Here is a 14,698-nt window from a genome sequence, read left to right as displayed (position 1 = left end):
ATCCTTTGACCCCTGTTTCATGACTCAATTCGAGGTGTTGTCTCAAATTCTCGCGGTGACTGCGCCCGTCTTTTCCATGGTGGTGTTGGGTCTGCTACTGAAACGGATGGAATTGATCAACGAACACTTCATTCAGACTTCTTCTGCACTGGTGTTCAAGGCCACCATGCCCACCCTGTTCTTCCTGTCCCTGTGGAAATCCGATATTCGGCACTCGGTGCAGTTTGAGTTGCTGGCCATGTTTGGCGTCAGCACCTTGCTGGGCTATGTGGCCAGTTGGTTGTGGGCCATGCGCAAGGTTCCCCGGGCACAACGGGGCGTGTTTGTTCAGGGCAGTTTTCGGGGCAACTGCGGGGTGATGAGCTTCGCACTGGCCTCCAGTTATTTTGGTGATTTTGGCTCGTCCGTGGGTGGCGTGCTGGCTGGCTTCAGCATTCTGATTTTCAATGTGCTCTCGGTGCTGGTGTTGTCGGTGTACAGCTCAACCCTTGAATTTCGGTGGCGCAACGTGCTGAAAGAGCTGGCCACCAACCCGCTGGTGGTGGCCGTGGTACTGGGCATGGCAGCCAGTTGGTTCCAATTGGAACTGCCTGTGTGGGTCAATAAATCGGCCAATTATTTTGCAGACCTTACCCTGCCATTGGCTTTGATTTGCGTGGGGGGCACCTTGTCCTGGTTTGCCGTGCGTGAGTCGGGTGTGGCCGCCGTGCAAGCCAGTGTCATCAAGCTGTTGCTGTTGCCAGTGGGCGGGTGTTTGCTGGCTTGGCTATTGGGGTTCCAGGGCAGAGAGCTGGTCATACTGTGGGTTTTCCTGGCCAGCCCGACGGCAGCCGGCAGCTTCTCGATGGCCATGGGTGCGGGTGCAGATGGCCGCTTGGCAGCCAACATCATCGCGCTCAGCACCTTTTTGTCGATCTTCACGGTCACCTTGGGCATGTATGGATTGAGTGCCTTGGGTCATTGAGTAAACTAGTCCATCCAACGCATTGAATCGAGTCGCATCCGCATGCCGTCCCAATCAACACCGCAGAGCAACAACCTGACCACTTGGGAACGCACGCTGTTGCTGGTGCTGGCCGGCATCCAGTTCACGCACATTCTCGACTTCATGATCATGATGCCCCTGGGGCCTCAACTGAAGCTGGCTTTCGACATCACCGATGCACAGTTTGGGCTGCTGGTGTCGGCCTACACCCTGTCGGCCGGGGTATCGGGCTTAACCGCCAGCACGTACATTGACCGATTTGAACGAAAGCGTTTGCTGCTGACTTTGTATGGCCTCTTTGCCCTGGCCACGCTGGCTTGCGGTCTGGCCCCCAGTTACAACGCCCTGATGGTGGCCCGTGTATTGGCCGGGGTTTTTGGTGGTGTGTTGTCCGCCATGGTGCAAACCATCGTCGGTGACCTGATTCCATACGAACGGCGTGGCAAGGCCATGGGGGTGGTCATGACGTCGTTCTCGGTGTCCACGGTGCTGGGGGTGCCGGCCAGCCTGTTCATTGCCAACCACAGCAGTTGGCACATGCCGTTTTTCCTGATTGCGGTGCTGAGCACTGTGTTTGGTGCCATCGGCCTGAAGTCCATCCCCACCATGAACAGCCACGTGGCGGGCAACCGCTCACAAGGGGTTGGTCATGCGATTGCAGCCGTGCTGAAAGATAGCAATCACTGGACAGCCTTTGCGTTCAGCTTTTGTCTGATCTTTGCCGGTTTTTCGATCATTCCGTACATCACGCTGTACATGAGCAGCAACGGTGGGTTAGGCGCTGACGAGATCCCGCTCATGTACCTTGCCGGGGGCACTGCCACTTTGCTGAGCGCGCAGGTCATTGGACGCCTGTGCGACAAACTGGGCAAACACACCATGCTGACACGGGTCACCGTACTGTCCATGATGCCCATGGTGGCCATAACCGTGTCTGGCGGTTTGCCGATCTGGGCACTCTTGGTAATCAGTACGGCATTTTTTGTGCTGGTCAGCGGGCGAATGATTCCAGGCATGGCCTTGGTGACGGCTGCGGCCAACCCCACTTACCGCGGAACCTTCATGACGCTGAATTCATCGGTGCAATCGGCCTCGATGGGCGTGGCCGCACTGGTGGGTGGGCACGTCATATCCCGCAACGCGGAGGGCTTGATTGAACATTACTGGGCGTGCGCAGTGATCGCGGTGGTGATGAATGCGCTGGCTATTGCCTTGGCAGCCCGCATGGTAAGCCACGGCAGCACAAAACCTTGACCACTTCATGGGTCGACTTAATGGGTCGACTCCAGCCTGCGAATAATGGAGGAGACCACCAAGCGCACGCCTTTGAGTTCCTTGCCTTCCAAGGGAAATTTTTCCTTGAATTCTTTGTCTTTGGCCATCTCATCCAATTTGAGCTCAACTTCCTTGAGCAAATCCACTTGCTGCTTGATTGACATGGTGCACCTGCGCTGTTTTCAAGTTACGCGAAATATACACGCGATGCAGTTTGTGTAGCGTGACATTTCGGTGACAGTTTTGTGACACGCAAACAACCGTCATCGACACCGACTGTCTCAATTTGAAACACCGTCACAATGGCAAGGCTGGAGTGGGAATTGCATTGAATGCTTCGATGTTTTGTCGGAGTTCAACACATGCGCCACTCTCGGATTACCCAATTGCTGACCGCACTGCTTGCAGTCCTGCTTGCCGGGCCCCTACATGCTCAGGCGCCATCCGCGGATTGGCCAATGTTTGGCGGCGACTGGCTACACCAGCGGCATGTTCGTCAATCCACCATCACACCAGTCAATGTGAACCAGTTGGCGGAAGCCTGGTCTGTGGACACCGGTATTGACGCCAGTTTTCAGGCCACACCGATTGTGGTGGATGGTGTCATGGTGGTGTCGTTGCCGTTTAACCATGTCATGGCGTTGAATGCAGCCACTGGCAAGGTTCTATGGAAATACACGCATGAACGCCTGAAAAAGAGACCCATGTGTTGTGGACCAGCGAACCGTGGCGTTGCAGTGCATGGCGGCAAAGTGTTCATGGGCACGGTGGACAGTCGCTTGATTGCGCTGGACTTCCACACGGGGCGCAAAGTGTGGGACGTGGACGTCACCGGGGGTGAACAAGGCATCCAGGAGGACGTGAGCGAACTTCAGGGGCAAATCACCACCGAGCCGGGCAAACGCGAGGTATCAGGTGCCTCGGGCGCGGGCATCAACATGGCGCCCATGGTGTATGGCGGCAAAGTGATTGTTGGTATCACTGGCGTTGGCTACGGGCTTCACCTCGATTCACCAGACCCCAACGCGCCGCTGGGTGCGGTGGTGGGCATTGCGGGCAACTATGGCCGACGTGGCTTCATGGCGGCATTTGACGAAGAGACTGGTGCCTTGGTCTGGAAGTTCGACACAGTGCCCGACCATGGCTGGGAGGGTCGGTTTGCGACCCACACGCCCGATGGCGTGAAACTGCCCAGAAACATCGCCGAGGAAAAAGCCCGGTTGGCACAGCACAGTGAGGCCTGGAAATACGGCGGCGGTTCTTCCTGGAGCACGCCCGCCATCGACCGCAAAAACGGCATGTTGTACTTTGGCACGGGGAACCCTTCACCACAAATGGAAGGTTCATCCCGACCCGGCGATAACCTGTACACCACCTCGCTGGTGGCGCTGGATGCCAACACCGGACAGTTGAAATGGTTCTTTCAGCAAGTACCCCATGACTTGTGGGGTTACGACGTCGCCAGCCCACCCGTGCTGTTCACGGCGCGGGTGAATGGAGAGCCAATTCCCGCCGTAGGACAGGCCGGGAAAACAGGCTGGTTTTATGCATTCAATCGCTTGAATGGAAAACTGCTGTACAAAAGTGAGCCCTTTGTGCCGCACAACAACATGTTTGCCTTGCCGACCAAGGAGGGAACGGTCATCTACCCCGGCGTGGTGGGCGGCAGCAATTGGTCGCCTGTTTCTGTGGACGAACAACGGCGGCTGGTGTTCATCGCAGGCATACACTGGCCTGTGAAATACCAACTGCATGAACTCCCGCCAAGGGATGGAAAACCTGGACTGAAATACTCGAGCATGAGCCCCCTGGAGGACGGCTCGAAATATGGCTTGCTCACCGCAATCAATATCGACACTGGCAAGAAGGTGTGGCAACACAAAGTGAAAGACCCAATGATCGGCGGCGTGCTGAGCACCGACAGTGGCTTGGTTTTTTCAGGTGAAGGCAGCGGAGAATTTTTTGCGCTGGATGCAAGCACTGGCAAGCGCCTATGGGAAGCCAACAACAGCGCCGGTGTGAATGCACCTGCGGTGAGTTACACCGTGGATGGCGAGCAATATATTGCTGTGGCCGTTGGCGGCAACAAGCTGTTTGGCTACACACAAGGTCACACGGTGAAGGCCTGGAAGCTGCGCTGAGCTTTCACGACCGCGTTGAACTTGCGACATTTGATTATTTTAAAATATAATCATTCTCATTCGCGTTATTCTTCGCACTATAACAAACATGCTTTCAAGGCAAATCAAGGTGGGCAGCATCCGGCAGATGCAGCCCGCACGGCGCTGGTCGCACTTTCAATGCGCGCTGCGGGCAACTGCAGCATTGGGTTTGATGCTGCTCGCCAGTTGTGGCGGCGGCTCGTCGGGCACAACCACGCCGAGCAATGCGGTGCAGGCCAATGAGTTAAGCGCAGTGGCCAAACTGGGTGAACAGATCTTCCGCGACCCCAGTTTGTCAGCATCGGGACAAATGTCCTGCGCGACCTGCCATGACCCTGCGAACGCCCACGCCCAAACCAACAACCTGGCCGTTCAGCTCGGCGGCCCCACCCTGACCACGGCGGGTGCGCGTTCCGTACCGTCCCTGCGCTACTTAAGCACGGTAACCCCCGCCTTTCACTTCGAAAGCGACGGCACACCGGTGGGTGGCTTCAATCGGGATGGGCGTGCACAAACCCTGGCCGATCAGGCAGCACGGCCGATTCTGGCGGCCAATGAAATGGCCAATGCCAGCAAAGCCGACTTCATCAACAAGCTGAAGGTCACGCCCTATGCCGAACAATTTCGGCAGGTGTTTGGTGCTGGCATATTCGACAACCCGGACGACGCGTTTGCACGGGCATTGTTCGCCATTCAGCGCTATGAAATTGAAGACCCGGACTTTGCGCCCTTTGATTCCAAATATGATTTTTTTCTGGCTGGAAAGACAAACCTGAGCCCGGCCGAGTTGCGGGGTTTGGCGTTGTTCAACAACCCCAACAAAGGCAATTGCGCTGCGTGCCACCCCAGCGCCAAGGGTGCCGATGGCTCACCTCCGCTATTCACGGATTTCACCTACGACAACCTGGGTGTGCCACGCAACCCAGACATTCCAGCCAACAGCGACACAGCGTATTTTGATTTGGGCCTGTGCAGCCGAGACGATCTGAGTAGCCGCACCGACCTGTGCGGCGCATTCAAGGTGCCGACCCTGCGCAATGTGGCAACCCGCCGCGTGTTTTTTCACAACGGCCAGTTCAAAACCCTTCGGGATGCCCTGCGCTTTTATGTGCGGCGCGATACCAACCCGGAGGAGTTTTACCCGCTGGTGGGCGGCGTACCCGACAAATTCAATGATTTGCCGGTGGCTTACCGCGGCAATGTGAACACGACCGAAGCACCTTACAACCGGGGCCCTGGCCAACAACCAGCCCTGTCCGAGGCCGACATCGACGACCTCATCCAATTCTTGAACACGCTCACCGACGGATACCAGCCATGAACAAAACCTGGATTGCACTTTCTTTGACTGCCCTGTTGCCGGCTGTTGCGCAAGCATCCGAAGCCGAGTTGCTGGAAAAAATCAACAAACTGGCAGCGCAGGTTGAAAGCCTGCGGGCCGAGCTGGCCGACACGCGCAAAAAAGCGGTTGCCTTGGAACAAAGCCAGCAGCAGGTGATTCAAACCCAGGTGGAGACACAAGCGGTTCTGGCGTCTGCGCAGCAGGCCAAACCGTCGGACACCGTGATCACTGGCTACGGTGAAATCAATTTCAACCGCCCCATTCACGACCGCAGCAAAACACAGGCCGATGTGGCCCGGGCCGTGATTGGATTCCAACACCGGTTTGATGAAAAAACCAAACTGGTGACCGAACTGGAATGGGAACACGCGGTCGTATCCAGTGGCGACCAGGGCGAGACAGCGGTTGAGCAGTTGTATGTGGAGCGCGAACTAACGCCCGGCATGCAGGCCAAAGCCGGCCTGTTTTTGATTCCATCGGGCCTGCTGAACACCAACCACGAGCCCACCGCTTACTATGGTGTAGAGCGCAACTTTGTCGAAACCGCCATCATTCCGACCACCTGGCGAGAGGTGGGTGTGGGCTTGAGCAATTCGTTTGACAATGGCATCAGCACCGAGGTGGGCATCACCACCGGTTTCAATTTGAACAAGTGGGATTTCAGCGGCGCATCGGACGGAAAATCATCGCCCTTGGGCAGCGTTCACCAAGAGGGTCAACTGGCCGCTGCCGGTGACCTCGCGGTGTACGGGGCATTAAACTGGCGTGGCGTTCCAGGCTTGCAACTGGGTGGCTCGGTGTTCACGGGTGGGGCTGCACAATCGCAACCCGGGTTTGCGGCCAGCAATGCACGCGTGACGCTGTGGGAAACCCACGGCCGTTATAACCCCGGCGCGCTCGATGTGTCGGCCCTGTTTGCACGCGGCACCATCAGCGACACGGCCGCGCTAAATCTTGCGAATGCGGGCAGTGCAACGCCGGTGCCTTCATCCTTTCAAGGTTGGTACACACAAGCTGCCTACCAGGTGTGGCAGTCTGGAGACTACCGCTTAAGCCCCTTTGTGCGCTACGAGCGCTTCAACACCGGTCGTACGTTTGAAGCCATGCCGGCAGGGCTGGCCAACCTGCCTGATGCAGAGCAGAAAGTCACCACGGTGGGTGCCAACTTCCGCATCGGTGAAGGTGTGGTGTTGAAGGCCGATTACCAACGCTTTGCACAAAACCGGAACCTGGATCGCTTTGACTTGGGTGTTGGTTATTCTTTCTAAGGACCTCAACGTGAAACTGCACACTGGCGCTGCCCTGTTGTGCGCGTTTGCCTGCGAGCAGGTGCACGCGGTGCAATACCTCAGCATTGAACAGGCCCAAAAGGCATTGTTTCCGGAAGCCACGTCATTTGCACAGGAAGACTGGGTGCTGACTGCAGGCCAGGCTCAGGAGATTCAAAAAAAGTCGGGACAGTTGCCGCGCGCACTGCACCTGCGGGTTTTTCAGGCCAAACAAGGTGAGCATCCGCTGGGCTATGTCGTGCTGGACTCCGTCATCGGAAAATTCGACCTGATCGATTATGCGGTGGCCATCAATGCCGATGGTGCCGTTCGGCAGCTGGAGATTTTGACTTACCGTGAAAGCCACGGTTTCGAAATTCGCAACGCGGCCTGGCGGGCACAGTTTGCAGGCAAAACAACCCTGAGTGAGCTTCAAGTGGGCCATGGGATTGCCAACATCAGTGGTGCAACCCTGTCATGCACGCACGTTACCGACGGCGTGCGCCGCATTGCCGCCACGGCTCAGGTCGTGCTGCACAAATGAGGCGCCGGGCGCGCCCACTGCTGGGCACACTGGTCGAGATTGGCGTGCAATCGTCCATGGACGACAACGCCTTTAATGCATTGGTCCAATCGGCTTTTGCGCGAATTGAGCACATCCAGCGCTTGATGTCGTTCCACGACCCGCTGAGTGAACTGAACCAGATCAATCAACTTCAGCCAGGTCAAACACGGGCAGTATCGGACGACATTGCGCAGGTGTTGGTGTGCGCCTTGCACATAGAACGATTGTCAGGCGGGCTGTTCAATCCGGGTGTGGCACCGCAGTTGGTGCGTTGGGGTTATATTCCGCAGCCCGCACCCGGCATACCGCCATGCACCGCACTGGCCGACATGATCGATATTCACCAGCAACAGGTGACGAAAAAATCACCGGGTTGGATTGACTTGGGCGGGATTGCCAAAGGGTATGCGGTGGACCAGGCTTTGCTGGTGTTGCGGGATGCTTTTGCACGACAGTCCACCAGCAGCGGAGCCGTGGTGAATGCGGGTGGTGACTTGGCAGTGTATGGCTTGCCTGGCTTCCCTGTGTTGATTCGAGACCCGGCAGAACCCGGCAAACCGATTGGATCACTTGAGTTGACCGATCAGGCCTTGGCAACCTCGGCCTGCTACTATAGCCAGCGACAAGAGGCTGGTTTGACACTGAGCGCACTGGTTGAGCCCATGACGTTGCGCGCCATCAACACGGTGCAGAGCGCGTCGGTGATTGCGCCGACCTGCATGTTGGCCGATGCCTTGACCAAAGTGGTGATGGCCAGCGGCCACACCCAACACCCCTGGATGCAGGCCCTGGGGGCTGAAACGCTGTTGTTGCCTGAACCACCCAAAGATGAACGGCCAGTATCATGACCAGCCAATCGAAGGCCCGCACCACCGCAACGCCCACCAATCTTCGCATTCCAGGCTGGAGCCGGCGGGCCGTGTACACCAGCCTGCTTGCACTGGCTGGCACCGGGTTTCTCTGGTTGCTTGCCCACCACCTGTTGCGCAAGCCCGGTGAGTTTGGCGAACTGGTTCACCCCCTTGAACCGTGGTCCATGAAGCTGCATGGCGCTGCGGCCATGTTCGCTTTGTTTTTCACGGGCAGCATACTGCACAGCCACATTCGCCGGGCCATTCGGTCGGGCCGAAACCGGTTCAGTGGCTGGGCCATGGTGCTGGTGTTGTCAGTGCTCACCCTGAGCGGCTATTGGCTGTACTACTTCACGTCTGAAGAAACACGCCCGCTGTGGTCCACCCTCCACTGGGTTGTGGGTGCTGCATTGTGCGGCTTGGTGCTAACCCATGTCTGGATAGGCCGACGCTCCAGATCGTGAGCTTGCCAAAGCCCTAAAAAGACCATTTGGTGCGCAAACCAGCCACCACAATGTCGGGTTGCGCAGCCTGCGCTGCAGGTCTGTGAACCCATTGAATGTGGGGCGAAACCTGCAGGCTGTCCAAAACATGCCAGGCGTAATACAGCTCAGCATTCACTTCCGTGCCCTGCCCCAACCCCTGTGACACGTAGTCGGCGCTGGCCCGTAACCCCCCCAGTGAAAAACCCGCATGGTCCTTGGGGCGCCCCCACCATGCACCCGCGGACTGAATGCCCGTGGTCAGCACCTGATCAAAACGGACAGTGCCTTTCACGGTTTGCCCCGCGCGCCCAATCAAGGTCCAGTTTGGCGACAACGCCTGATGAAATGACAAACCCACGCCCTGATGACGTTCCAGAACACCGGTTACCATGTTGGGTACGCTGGGGTTTTGCCACACATACACCTCAAAGCGGGCTTGGGGCGATGCGCTATCGCCCACCTCGTATTGCCACTGGGCAATTGAGAATGGCCGTCGACGACTGCCATTGAAGGTGGGCCCATTGCCGCTGCCAAAAAACCCCAAAGACCAAGTGGAACGTTGCTCGCCAGCCGGGTTGGGCGTGATGGCCAACCGAAGGCCTGGAGAAAAACCATAAAAGTCGGCCCCCACATCGCCACCCGAATCCAGCAGTGGGTTGTGCACAAAGACGTTGTTCAGAAAATATTCACTCTCCTCGTCGGACTTGAAGTTGGTGTCGAAAAAAACGGTGGGATCCATTTTTCCGATGGTGAGTGAGACCATCGCAGGATTGTCGGTTGAACCAAGGCCATTCAAGGGTCGATCAAATTTCAACCAGGATTGCGCCAGCAGCACCTGAAACTCGTCGGGTGCATTGTGATGGCCAAAAGCAACGGAATTGACATCGCTGGTGAATGTATTGGGCAGCCGATTGGACAGGCTGGCGCCTCGCCCAAACCGAATGTGGGTGAACCAGTCGGCATCCAAAGAGACCAGCGAGCGTTCAATGTCGACGTCCCCCCGGATCGTGGTGTCTGTACCCGCAGGATCGGCCTGCCCCCACGCTTGCTGAACCACGCCAGTCAGCCCACCCCGCACCAGGACCAGGGATGGTTGTTCCCCATCCTGAGCCTGCGCAGTAAGGCAGCAGCCCAGCATCACCAGCAGCAGGCCACTCAATGCGGCTCTTGACAGGGGTGTACGCTCAGTCGGCATGGTCGGCGAGATCAAGGAATGAACCTGAATGATAGTGAACATCGCTCGGGTTAGTCCCTGTGGTTTGTCGATGAAATCAAAATATTGAATGCGCGGGGCTGCGTATACAATGGAGGCCCCTGACCTTACAGATTGCGCCATGCACCGCCTTGTTTCCGTCCTGCTCCTTGGTTTTTTTGCTGGCTCGACCTGGGCCAACAACCGAACATTGACGGATGCCGAACTCAAAGACCGGGTGCAGGCCTGCGTGATGTGCCACGGTGACCAAGGCCGTGCCAGCGCCGAGGGTTATTTTCCGCGCATCGCGGGAAAGCCGGCTGGCTACCTCTACAACCAGCTGATTGCATTTCGAGACGGTGGCCGGGTGCATGCCGCCATGAACAGCATTGTGCAACCGTTGTCGAATGCGGCGTTGTGGGAGATGGCCAATTATTTTTCAGCCCAACACCCACCCTACCCACAACCCGCCCCCAGCAAGGCCACTGCCACCGAATTGCAATTGGGCAAACAGATCGTGACGCAGGGCATGCCGGGCAAACAGGTGCCTGCCTGCGTGAATTGCCATGCGTCAGGATTGATGGGCGTGGAGCCCTACACCCCAGGTCTACTTGGCCTGCCGAGGGACTATTTGACCGCTCAAATTGGCAAATGGATGAATGGCCAGCGGCATGCGGCCGAGCCAGATTGCATGGGGTCGATCATCACAGCCTTGAGCAATGCGGAAATAAACGCAGCTACGGCCTATCTGGCGTCACTGCCCGTTCCCAAAGACGCCGCAGCGGCACCGGCGGGCAGTGTGTCATTCCCGATGGAGTGCGGCACCCACACCCAAACCGCAAAACCCACCACGCACACCCTGTCGCCAGAACCGGTGGATTTGGCCCTGCTGACAGAGGCTGAAAAACGCGGTGCCTACCTGGCCCGCGTTGGCAACTGCATGGGCTGCCACACCAGTGATCGCAACAAGCCCTATGCGGGCGGGAAGGCCATTCAAACCCCCTTCGGCACGGTGTATGCCAGCAACCTGACGCCAGCCAAGGACACGGGGCTGGGCAAATGGACGGCCGATGATTTTTACCGGGCCATGCACGAAGGCATCTCGAGGAAAGGGCACTACCTGTACCCGGCGTTTCCATTTGGCAATTACACCCTAATGCCCCGTCGGGATGTGGATGACCTGTATCAATATTTGCGTCGCATCAAACCGGTGGAACAGGCCACACCCAAAGCGCAGATGAAGTTTCCATTCAAACAACGCCAACTGATGGCGGTGTGGCGCACCCTGTTCTTCAGTGGCGGCGAATATGTGCCCGATGCGAAACAAACCGCTCAGTGGAACCGGGGCGCCTACCTGGTCAACGGCCCCGGACACTGTGCGGCCTGCCACACCCCGCGAAATGCCTTGGGGGCTTTGAGAACGGATAAAAACCTCAGTGGCGCCACCATACCCGTCTTGAACTGGTTTGCCCCCGCGCTCAATTCACACCCCAGCGATGGCCTGGGCCAGTGGTCCGTCAGCGACATTGTGGAATACCTAAGCACAGGGAAAAACAAAGACAGAGCAGTGACGGGCCCCATGTCCGAGGTGGTGGCTCACAGCTTGCAATTCATGACGCGTGCCGACCTGGAAGCCATGGCGGTGTATATGAAATCCCTTCCGGCCCAGTCACCGGATGAGAAATCAAACACGGTTGTTGCCCGTCAAAACCTGGAGCCCTTGCTGCGCAAGGGCGAGGCAGTTTACAAGCAGCAGTGTGTGGACTGCCATGGTCCACAGGGTGAGGGAAAAACAGGCGCCTACCCCCGGCTGGCTGGCAACAGTGGTGTGATTGCGCCCAACCCGGCCAATGCCATTCGCATGGTGCTAAACGGAGGGTTTGCGCCCAGCACACGAGACAACCCGGTGCCCCACGGCATGCCGCCTTATCGGGGCGAACTCAGCGACAGTGATGTGGCCGCCGTGGTGAGTTACGTGCGGCAAAGTTGGGGCAATTCGGCCTCCGCCGTGTCGAGCAGCGAAGTCAATCGACTGCGCAGTGTTCAGTGAGCGACTTGGCCTGCGCCACAGCCGCATGGGCCTGCAACTCGGCTTGGCAATGGCCTCGACACTGGCCGCAACCTGAACAGGCACCGGTTTTCATGGTGATGTCCTCCACCGACTGACAACCCTCGCGAACGGCTTGGGCAATGGTTCGGTCACTCACATTGGCGCAAATACAGACAATCACGTTGGGCTCCACTCGGGGAATTTGATTAAATAATAATGATTCGCATTACTATAATCAAGACCCAAAGTAGAGTTTTTCACCCAACGGTCCAATTCAATGGTCAGCTCAACTGCCTTGAACACCCATCATGGACTGCTCAAAGTTCTGCAAACCCACACGCTGAATGAGGCTCAGCTGGGTTTCCAACCAATCGATGTGCTCTTCAGTGTCTTCCAGAATCTCCTTCAGCAAATCCCGGGATACAAAGTCCTTCTCGCCTTCGGCGGTGATGATGCCGTCTTTGATGGTGGCCTGGGCCGCAGTTTCCATCTTCAGATCGCTTTCCAGAATTTCCTGTGTGTTTTCGCCAATCATCAACTTGCCCAAGTCTTGCAAATTGGGCAAACCATCCAGCATCAAGACCCGTTCAATCAACTTGTCGGCGTGTTTCATTTCACCAATGGATTCTTCATATTCCTTCTTCTTCAGCACATCCAAACCCCAGTTTCCGAAAATGCGGGAATGCAAGAAATACTGGTTGATGGCGGTGAGTTCATTTTTCAGTTGCGCATTCAGCGCGGCGATCACTTTGGCTGAGCCTTTCATGATGATTCCTTGTGTGTTGGCAATTGAGAACAACCGAAGTGTACCGGCAGCCACACCCCACCATCAAACTGTCCCATTCAGATTGGTCCATTATTGCAAATGAGAACTATTTGCAATATCATAAACACCTTGGATGAACCCTCCTTGGTTGTGGCATTTTGACGCAATTGGGCAGATTGCCCCGTTTTACCCGGAATTTCATGGCATTCCTCAATCGGCACAAGCCTTGCAATTGTTAGACTTCAGTCACACCACTGGCCCCACATTGAACAACCACACCGACCCTATGCAGTTTGCAATGCCTGAACCTGTGATGCCGCCTGAGCAACATCCCGCCCCGGGGTCTGCGCAGCACCGCGAGCGCTCGCAAGCACTGGTTGTGGGGGGTGTTGTGGTGGCCCACCTTGTGGTGTTGCTGTGGATTGGGCGGCAGGTTCACATTGCGCCACCCACCGTGATCGCCCCCAGCGTGGTGGGCGTGCTCATTGCACCCGAACCAGCCCCGGCCCCACCCGCGCCCAAACCACTGGAACCTGCCAAGCCAAAGCCCAAACCTGTGGTCACAGAGAGGCCCAAAGCCGTCACGCCACAGCCGGCCGCCCTGCCCGCTGCGCCAGCCCCAACGCCTGTGGTACCCACACCCGTTCAAGCGCAGACTCAAACGCAAGCCCAGGCTCAAACGGTGAGCCCAAGTGTCACGCCGAACGCCACCAATGCACCCCCTGCGCCTGATACGCAAGCCGTCACACCACCCCGAACCGATGCAGCACACCTCAACAACCCGCCACCAGCCTACCCGGCCCTGTCCCGGCGATTGGGCGAACAAGGTCGCGTGTTGGTGGATGTGTACATTTTGCCCGATGGCAGTGTGGGCGATTTGAAATTGAACAAGTCCAGCGGCTTTGCCCGGCTGGACGATGCGGCCATGACAGCGGTCAAAAAATGGAAATACGTGCCTGCCAAACGCGGGAACCAGCCGATTGCATTTTGGTATGTGCAGCCGGTGTCTTTTGTACTGAACAGCAATTAAATTCGAGAAGGAAACAGTGGTATGGACAGCAACCCCTACGGATTGGCAGCCATGTGGACACAGGGTGATTGGGTCATCAAGGCCGTGGCCATGGCGCTTCTGGCCATGTCGATTGCCTCATGGACAGTGATTGTCACACGCAGCCTGCGCCTCATCGGCATCAAAAAATCGGCTGCGGCAGTGGACCAGTTTTGGCACACCCACAGCTTTGCGGAAGGCTTGCAGGTTCTGGCCACAACGGATGGCGGGAACCCGTTTCATCACCTGGCGCTGGAAGCACAGGCCGCGGTCAACCACCACAGCAACAACCGGGACGACCTGCATGGCCAAATGAACCTGGCCGACTGGTTGAGTGAAGCCCTGCGGGGTGCCATGGACGATGCCGTCGAGCGCTTGCAATCGGGTTTATCGATACTGGCATCCGTGGGCTCCACCGCGCCCTTCGTGGGGTTGTTTGGCACGGTGTGGGGCATTTATCACGCCTTGGTGGGCATTGGTGTGTCGGGCCAGGCCAGCATCGACAAAGTGGCTGGCCCAGTGGGCGAGGCACTCATCATGACTGCCTTTGGTTTGGCTGTGGCCATTCCGGCCGTGCTGGGCTACAACGCCCTGACCCGAGGCAACAAAAGCATTGTCGGGCGGCTGAACCGTTTTTCGCGCCAACTGCACGCTTACTTCCTGACAGGCTCACCCTTAAAGAATGACCTGTGAAGTCACTGGGGTCAAC

Annotated in this window: 15 protein-coding genes; 11 read left to right on the top strand and 4 right to left on the bottom strand. The window is 57.3% G+C overall.

The window, feature by feature from the left end; genetic code table 11:
- The first annotated feature begins 19 nt into the window (after nt 1-19).
- Nucleotides 20-964 carry an AEC family transporter gene (locus tag VGE55_RS05900; RefSeq protein WP_331130770.1) on the top strand — a complete coding sequence of 315 codons (945 nt, stop codon included), beginning with the start codon at nt 20-22 and terminating at the stop codon, nt 962-964.
- 42 nt (nt 965-1,006) lie between these two features.
- Complete coding sequence (locus tag VGE55_RS05895; RefSeq protein ID WP_331130769.1) at nt 1,007-2,239, top strand: MFS transporter; 1,233 nt, start codon at nt 1,007-1,009, stop codon at nt 2,237-2,239.
- 17 nt (nt 2,240-2,256) lie between these two features.
- Here the strand turns inward: VGE55_RS05895 and VGE55_RS05890 are convergent, their stop codons facing one another.
- The gene (locus tag VGE55_RS05890) at nt 2,257-2,424 is read right to left on the bottom strand and encodes a hypothetical protein (protein ID WP_331130768.1); all 168 of its coding nucleotides are present in this window, start codon (nt 2,422-2,424) and stop codon (nt 2,257-2,259) included.
- A gap of 294 nt (nt 2,425-2,718) precedes the next feature.
- On the opposite strand from VGE55_RS05890, the gene VGE55_RS05885 reads away from it, so the two are divergent.
- The 6 genes from VGE55_RS05885 (at nt 2,719) to VGE55_RS05860 (ending at nt 8,912) form a co-directional block, all read left to right on the top strand.
- Entirely contained in the window at nt 2,719-4,401 is a 1,683-nt protein-coding gene (locus VGE55_RS05885; protein ID WP_331130767.1) for a pyrroloquinoline quinone-dependent dehydrogenase, read from the top strand.
- Between the two features lie 88 nt (nt 4,402-4,489).
- Nucleotides 4,490-5,743: a cytochrome-c peroxidase gene (locus tag VGE55_RS05880; RefSeq protein ID WP_331130766.1), complete on the top strand. Its 1,254-nt coding sequence runs from the start codon at nt 4,490-4,492 to the stop codon at nt 5,741-5,743.
- The gene (locus VGE55_RS05875; protein ID WP_331130765.1) at nt 5,740-7,032 is read left to right on the top strand and encodes a hypothetical protein; all 1,293 of its coding nucleotides are present in this window, start codon (nt 5,740-5,742) and stop codon (nt 7,030-7,032) included. Before VGE55_RS05880 ends, VGE55_RS05875 begins: the two co-directional genes overlap by 4 nt.
- A 10-nt stretch (nt 7,033-7,042) precedes the next feature.
- Nucleotides 7,043-7,576 carry an FMN-binding protein gene (locus VGE55_RS05870; RefSeq protein WP_331130764.1) on the top strand — a complete coding sequence of 178 codons (534 nt, stop codon included), beginning with the start codon at nt 7,043-7,045 and terminating at the stop codon, nt 7,574-7,576.
- A complete protein-coding gene (locus VGE55_RS05865; RefSeq protein WP_331130763.1) occupies nt 7,510-8,445 on the top strand; it encodes an FAD:protein FMN transferase in 936 nt (311 codons plus the stop codon). The genes VGE55_RS05870 and VGE55_RS05865 overlap by 67 nt, the downstream gene beginning before the upstream one ends.
- A complete protein-coding gene (locus VGE55_RS05860; RefSeq protein WP_331130762.1) occupies nt 8,442-8,912 on the top strand; it encodes a DUF4405 domain-containing protein in 471 nt (156 codons plus the stop codon). Before VGE55_RS05865 ends, VGE55_RS05860 begins: the two co-directional genes overlap by 4 nt.
- A 13-nt stretch (nt 8,913-8,925) precedes the next feature.
- Here the strand turns inward: VGE55_RS05860 and VGE55_RS05855 are convergent, their stop codons facing one another.
- The gene (locus tag VGE55_RS05855) at nt 8,926-10,170 is read right to left on the bottom strand and encodes a carbohydrate porin (protein ID WP_331130761.1); all 1,245 of its coding nucleotides are present in this window, start codon (nt 10,168-10,170) and stop codon (nt 8,926-8,928) included.
- 97 nt (nt 10,171-10,267) lie between these two features.
- Between VGE55_RS05855 and VGE55_RS05850 the strand changes: the two genes are divergently transcribed.
- Nucleotides 10,268-12,175 carry a c-type cytochrome gene (locus VGE55_RS05850; RefSeq protein ID WP_331130760.1) on the top strand — a complete coding sequence of 636 codons (1,908 nt, stop codon included), beginning with the start codon at nt 10,268-10,270 and terminating at the stop codon, nt 12,173-12,175.
- On the opposite strand, the gene VGE55_RS05845 is transcribed toward VGE55_RS05850, so the two are convergent.
- Together VGE55_RS05845 and bfr are read right to left on the bottom strand one after the other, a co-directional pair.
- A complete protein-coding gene (locus VGE55_RS05845) occupies nt 12,150-12,356 on the bottom strand; it encodes a (2Fe-2S)-binding protein (protein WP_331130759.1) in 207 nt (68 codons plus the stop codon). The two genes, VGE55_RS05850 and VGE55_RS05845, sit on opposite strands and share 26 nt — an antisense overlap.
- A gap of 105 nt (nt 12,357-12,461) precedes the next feature.
- Nucleotides 12,462-12,941, bottom strand: coding sequence for a bacterioferritin (bfr, locus tag VGE55_RS05840; protein ID WP_331130758.1), 480 nt, complete (start codon nt 12,939-12,941; stop codon nt 12,462-12,464).
- 133 nt (nt 12,942-13,074) lie between these two features.
- Between bfr and VGE55_RS05835 the strand changes: the two genes are divergently transcribed.
- A complete protein-coding gene (locus VGE55_RS05835; RefSeq protein WP_331130757.1) occupies nt 13,075-13,971 on the top strand; it encodes an energy transducer TonB in 897 nt (298 codons plus the stop codon).
- Between the two features lie 21 nt (nt 13,972-13,992).
- A complete protein-coding gene (locus VGE55_RS05830; protein ID WP_331130756.1) occupies nt 13,993-14,682 on the top strand; it encodes a MotA/TolQ/ExbB proton channel family protein in 690 nt (229 codons plus the stop codon).
- Nucleotides 14,683-14,698 lie beyond the last annotated feature (16 nt).

It is taken from the genome of Limnobacter sp., from assembly GCF_036405155.1.
Classification (GTDB): domain Bacteria; phylum Pseudomonadota; class Gammaproteobacteria; order Burkholderiales; family Burkholderiaceae_B; genus Limnobacter.
The sequence above is the reverse complement of the archived record's forward strand: the minus strand, read 5'-3'. Positions and strand labels throughout refer to the sequence as shown.